The organism is Luteibacter sp. P4_E6 (assembly GCF_056401535.1).
The window spans coordinates 1-5,295 of the sequence record NZ_JBFUJE010000272.1 but is presented as its reverse complement, the minus strand read 5'-3'; the positions used below and the strand labels follow the sequence as shown (position 1 = coordinate 5,295).

The 5,295-nt window shown below is 66.8% G+C and carries 6 protein-coding genes and 1 pseudogene; 4 read left to right on the top strand and 3 right to left on the bottom strand.

Features of this window, described 5'->3' with window-relative positions; translation table 11 throughout:
* Positions 1–144: 144 nt before the first annotated feature.
* Positions 145–987: an SDR family oxidoreductase gene (locus tag AC1DT2_RS15135; protein ID WP_477297198.1), complete on the bottom strand. Its 843-nt coding sequence runs from the start codon at positions 985–987 to the stop codon at positions 145–147.
* 7 nt (positions 988–994) lie between these two features.
* Between AC1DT2_RS15135 and AC1DT2_RS15130 the strand changes: the two genes are divergently transcribed.
* The 4 genes from AC1DT2_RS15130 to hemE all read left to right on the top strand — a co-directional run bounded on the left by AC1DT2_RS15130 (position 995) and on the right by hemE (position 3,986).
* A complete protein-coding gene (locus tag AC1DT2_RS15130; RefSeq protein WP_213947792.1) occupies positions 995–1,525 on the top strand; it encodes a shikimate kinase in 531 nt (176 codons plus the stop codon).
* A complete protein-coding gene (aroB, locus tag AC1DT2_RS15125) occupies positions 1,525–2,592 on the top strand; it encodes a 3-dehydroquinate synthase (protein ID WP_477297197.1) in 1,068 nt (355 codons plus the stop codon). Before AC1DT2_RS15130 ends, aroB begins: the two co-directional genes overlap by 1 nt.
* A 67-nt stretch (positions 2,593–2,659) precedes the next feature.
* Positions 2,660–2,923, top strand: coding sequence for a WGR domain-containing protein (locus AC1DT2_RS15120; protein ID WP_063574064.1), 264 nt, complete (start codon positions 2,660–2,662; stop codon positions 2,921–2,923).
* On the top strand, positions 2,913–3,986 hold the full coding sequence (gene hemE / locus AC1DT2_RS15115; protein WP_477297195.1) for a uroporphyrinogen decarboxylase: 1,074 nt from the start codon (positions 2,913–2,915) through the stop codon (positions 3,984–3,986). The genes AC1DT2_RS15120 and hemE overlap by 11 nt, the downstream gene beginning before the upstream one ends.
* A 177-nt stretch (positions 3,987–4,163) precedes the next feature.
* Here the strand turns inward: hemE and AC1DT2_RS15110 are convergent, their stop codons facing one another.
* Both AC1DT2_RS15110 and AC1DT2_RS15105 read right to left on the bottom strand, forming a co-directional pair.
* Positions 4,164–4,676 carry a tetratricopeptide repeat protein gene (locus AC1DT2_RS15110; protein WP_063572578.1) on the bottom strand — a complete coding sequence of 171 codons (513 nt, stop codon included), beginning with the start codon at positions 4,674–4,676 and terminating at the stop codon, positions 4,164–4,166.
* A gap of 3 nt (positions 4,677–4,679) precedes the next feature.
* A pseudogene (locus tag AC1DT2_RS15105) lies at positions 4,680–5,295 on the bottom strand (penicillin-binding protein 1B); the annotation flags it as partial.

Here is a 5,295-nt window from a genome sequence, read left to right as displayed (position 1 = left end):
GCGCCACCTACGGCCCGTCTCGAAGAGCCGCGCCGCGGCCCCAAGGGCCAACCCGACCGCGACTCCAACGACAGCACGAGCGTGAGGCGGCAAACGCCGCTAAGACATGCGTCGCGAAGCGGCAATCCTTTCAAATGCCCAACATCAAATAAGCGCGGCATACCCCATCCGCGCATCCGGCCAGCGGCACTGGAACCCCGACGCGCGAAGGCGCGCATTCGACATGCGCTTGTTGCCGACACCTGGGGCGGATGGCCCCTCGGGGGGAGGTGCCGCGCCGAGCAGGCCGGCGAGGTAGTCATAGAGTTCATCGACAGGCAGCGGCGTATCGTCGACGCCGACGTACAGCGACTCGGGCGCATCCAGCGACAGTAGATGCGCAATCGCCGCAGCCGCGTCGTCCACGTGAATCCGATTGGCGAAGACGCTGCGACCGCGCGGCACGGAAACTTTGCCTTCGCGAAGCCGGTCGAGCAATTGCGTGCGGCCGGGGCCGTAAAGCCCGGCGAGCCGCAATGACATCCCGCCCAGATCACGCGATGCCAGCCACTGCTCGGCCTCGACCAGCACACGTCCGTTGAAGCCTGGCGGATCCGTCGGCGTCGTTTCGTCGACCCAGTCGCCGGCGTGCTCACCGTAGACGGCGGTCGAAGAGACGAAGAGCGTGCGACCGGGCGGCGCCGGCAGCGCTTCGACCAGATGGCGGAGCCCATCGAGGAACACGGCGCGATACGCCGCCTCATCGCGTGCATCCGGCGTCGGCGCGAAGACCACCGCGTCGACCTTCGGAAGGCCACGCAAGGTGTCCGGACGGGTGAGGTCGCCGCGCAGCCAACGAATCGCCGGATCGGGTGGCATCTGGCCACGGCGCAGCGCAAACACCTGTTTTCCCTGCGCCACGAGGCGCCGGGCCACGCGGCTGCCGACGTCGCCGGCGCCGGCGATCAGCACGGTCTCGTTCTTCTGCGGATGGCTTATTGCTAGCATGGGTGTGATGAATCCTTCGCCCAACCTGTTCCTGGTCGGCCCCACGGGGGCCGGCAAGACCACGATCGGACAGCGCCTTGCGGCGCACTATGGCCTGACGTTCGTCGACCTCGACGTTGAAATCGAGGCACGCTGCGGCATGACGATCCCCGCGATCTTCGAAAGCGAAGGCGAGGCGGGTTTCCGGGCGCGCGAGTGCGCGCACCTGGACGAGTTTAGTCTGCGCAACGGCATCGTGCTCGCCACCGGCGCCGGCGCCGTGCTCGATCCCGCCAACCGTGAGGCGCTGATGAGCCGGGGTACCGTGCTCATGCTCGGCGTCGACGTGGACGAACAGCTCGACCGTCTGCAGCACGATCGCATCCGCCCGATGATTGCCGGTAGCGACCGCCGGGGCCGGCTGGAAAACCTCGCGCACGACCGCAATCACCTTTATGAGGAGATCGCCGACCTGATCTTTCGTGGCCGCCACGAAGGAGTCGACGATGCCGCCCCGCGGGCAATCGCCCTGCTCGACCGCCACTGGAAACGCAGCTGATGGAAACCGTCGATGTCGCACTCGCCGGACGCGATTACAGCGTCTGGATCGGCCCTGGCCTCATTGCCGATAGCGCCCGCTGGCGTGCGAGGATTCGGGGTCGGCACGTGCTGGTGGTCAGCAACACCACCGTCGCGCCGCTCTATCTTTCCGCGCTGGCCAAAGGCCTCGAGGGCCTCACCTGGTCGTCCTACCTGATCGATGACGGCGAGGCTCACAAGACCTTTGCCAACGTCGGTCGTGTCCTCGAAGCGCTCGGTGAGCTCGGCGCCACACGCGACGCCTGTGTCATCGCCCTCGGTGGCGGCGTGGTCGGCGATCTCGCCGGCTTTGCCGCCGCCTGCTGGATGCGTGGCATCGACTTCATCCAGGTACCCACCACCCTGCTTGCCATGGTCGATTCATCGGTCGGCGGCAAGACGGGCGTGAACCTGCCCGCGGGCAAGAATCTCGCCGGGGCCTTCCACCAGCCGCGCGCCGTCGTCGCCGACGTGGATGTCCTGGCCACCCTGCCCCAGCGCGAATACCGCGCCGGTCTGGCGGAAATCGTCAAGGGTGCCGCCATCGGCGATCCGGCCTTCTTCGAATGGCTGGAAACCCATGCCGACGCGCTGGCCCGACGCGAGCCCGCCATCCTGATCGAGGCCATCGCGCGTAAGTGTCGCTACAAGGCCGGCGTGGTAGCCCGTGACGAAACCGAACAGGGCGAGCGCGCGCTGCTCAACCTCGGCCACACCTTTGGCCATGCCCTGGAAACCGCCGGTAATTACAGCGAGATTCTTCACGGCGAAGGCGTGGCGATCGGTATGGTGCTTGCCGCCCGCTTGTCGGAGAAGCTCGGCATGGCGCCCGCCGCCGATACGCAGCGACTCACCCGACTGCTGGAGGGCCTGGGCCTTCCCACGACGCCATCGCGGGAGCACGCCGCCAGCCGCCTGCTCGACCTGATGCGCCTGGACAAGAAGAACACCGCGGGCACGCTGCGCCTGATCCTCTGGCGCGGTATCGGCCGTGCGGAGATCGTTTCCGGCGTGCATGACGCCGATGTGCTCGCCGTGCTGGATTGACGCATATCGTGCGTACCCCGGGGCGACCACCTACAATGATCGGCCCTGCGCCAGCCCGGATCGTTTGATGCGGATCTACATGCAAACCATGCCCGAAGCGGTGACGGAAGCGCCCCGCTTTTTCCAGATCACGTTGGAGCAGGATCTCCTCGGTGGCTGGACCCTGTACCGCGAGAGCGGCGTCCAGGGTGGCAAGACGACGCTGAAGCGTGAGGTCTACCTCGAGCGCGATGCCGCGCAAGCCGCCTTCGAGAAGGCGCGCGACGCACAGATAAAAAAAGGGTTCAAAGTCATGTTCAGCCAGGGCCAGGAGTCAGCGCATGGCCGCTGACACGCTCCGCAACGATCGTTTTCTCCGCGCGCTTCGCCGTGAAACCACCGACACCACGCCGATCTGGGTGATGCGCCAGGCAGGCCGCTACCTGCCGGAATACCGGGCCACGCGCTCGAAGGCAGGCAGTTTCATGGGCCTGGCGACGAACCCCGAGTACGCCTGCGAGGTCACCCTGCAGCCACTCGAGCGCTTCGATCTCGATGCGGCGATCCTGTTCTCGGACATCCTGACGATTCCCGATGCGATGGGCCTCGGCCTCTCGTTCGCGCAAGGCGAAGGCCCGCGCTTCGAGCGCCCGTTGCGCGATGCCGCTTCGATCGAAAAACTCGCCGTGCCCGACATGGATGGCGAGCTTCGCTACGTGATGGACGCCGTCCGCCTGATCCGCAAGGAACTGGGCGGCCGCGTGCCGCTGATCGGCTTCTCCGGCAGCCCGTGGACACTCGCCTGCTACATGGTGGAAGGCGAAGGCTCGAAGGATTTTGCGCGGGTCAAGGCGCTGGCCTGGAACGAGCCCGCACTCGCCCACCACCTGCTCGACACCGTCGCCCGCTCCGTCGCGGCCTACCTGATCGCGCAGGCCCACGCCGGCGCTCAGGCACTGATGATTTTCGACACCTGGGGCGGTCTGCTCGGCCCAACGCCCTTCAGGGAATTCTCCCTGCGTTACATGGCGCAGGTGGTGGATGCACTGAAGGCCGATCCGGTCAGCCGCGAACTGCCGGTGATCCTGTTCTCCAAGGGCGCCAGCGGCCAGCTCGAAGCGCTCGCCGACACCGGCTGCACGGGTCTGGGCGTCGACTGGACGATCGACATCGGCGAAGCCCGCCGTCGCGTCGGCGACCGCGTGGCCCTGCAGGGTAACCTCGACCCGTCGGTGCTACGCGCCTCGCCGGACGTCGTGGCGCGCGAGGCCCGCGCGGTGCTCGATGCGTTCGGCAATCACCCCGGCCACGTGTTCAATCTCGGTCACGGGATTACGCCGGAAGTGGACCCGGACAACGTGAAGGTGCTCGTGGATACCGTGCATGAGCACGGACGGGCGATTCGCGCGGGCTGAGGCTGGCTGGCCGCCTGAGGCTGGCTGGCCGCGCTGCCGCGCGGATCGCCGATGAATCGGCTCCTACCACCCGAGCAGGGGATCGCTCCGGCTCGGTAGGAGCCGATTCATCGGCGAATAAAGACATGCGCGGCGCAGCCGCGAACCGCCGATGGCGGCCCCGGTCAGGCCAATCCCTTAAAACCGATTGGGCCCCGCAATATGACATTTCCCCACTTCAGCCCGAGCTGCCATCGCCTGGCTCTGGTCATTCGCCTGCATGCGCATTTCGTAAATGGTCTGCCAGTTGCGCGCGCAGAGGCTGCCCGACTTCGGGCCCATCTCGAACGACTGCTTCGCCAGCTTCTCGGCGAGCGGGAAATCCTGCATGCGGACGGCCACTTCAGCGCGGTCCTGGATCAGTTCCGGCGCCTCGGGCGCCATCTTCAGGGCCTGCACGAGCTTGGCATCCGCGTCCGGGTAGCGACCGGCCTGTTCATCCGCCTGGGCGGACTTTTCCAGGCCCTGCACGCCAGGATCGCGTAAGGGAGCGACTTCGATCGCCGACTTCTCGCGCTCACCCGCAGCGCGGATCTGGGCGACGATGTCGTAGGCGGGTTTGCTGGGACGGGTAGCCTGCGGCGGGGCGGGCTGGCTGCAGGCGGCGACGAGCGCGACGGCGGCGATGGCACAAAAGCGAAGGCGATGCATGGGTCAATCCGTAGGATTACTGGGAACGGGCGGCGCCGGCTGGGCGTCACCGCCGCCGAACATACCCTTGAATTGCTGCCAGAAACAGCCCTCCTCGGCATCCGGCACGTAACCGGACACGAACGGGAACTGCCGGGCGCCCTGGCAGGAGGGGTCGGTGCGCTTGCCTGTCTGCGGGTTCACCCAGGCCATTTCGAGGCCATCGGCCAAGGTTGTGGGTAGTGGCCGGGTCGGCAGCTTGCGGAACAACTCCTGCCACACGCGCATGCTGCCGGTGGCGCCGTAAAGCCCGGTTGGCTTGTTATCGTCGCGGCCCATCCAGATCACGGCCAGGTGCTCGCCCGTGAAGCCGGCGAACCAGCTGTCGCGCTGGCTATCGCTGGTACCCGTTTTACCGGCCGCGTGGAGCGAGCCCAGTGAGGAGTTGCCGATGGCGGCAGCGGTGCCGCTGTTGACCACCTGCTGCATGGCCCACGTGGTCAGGCGCGTGGCCTGTTGGTACTCGCCTTCGCCACCCTTCACTTCGTAGCGCTTGATCGCCTGGCCCTTGTTGTCCATCACGCCGCTCACAGCCACCAAGGGCAAGGCATGGCCGTCGGCAGCAATGTATTCGTAGAGT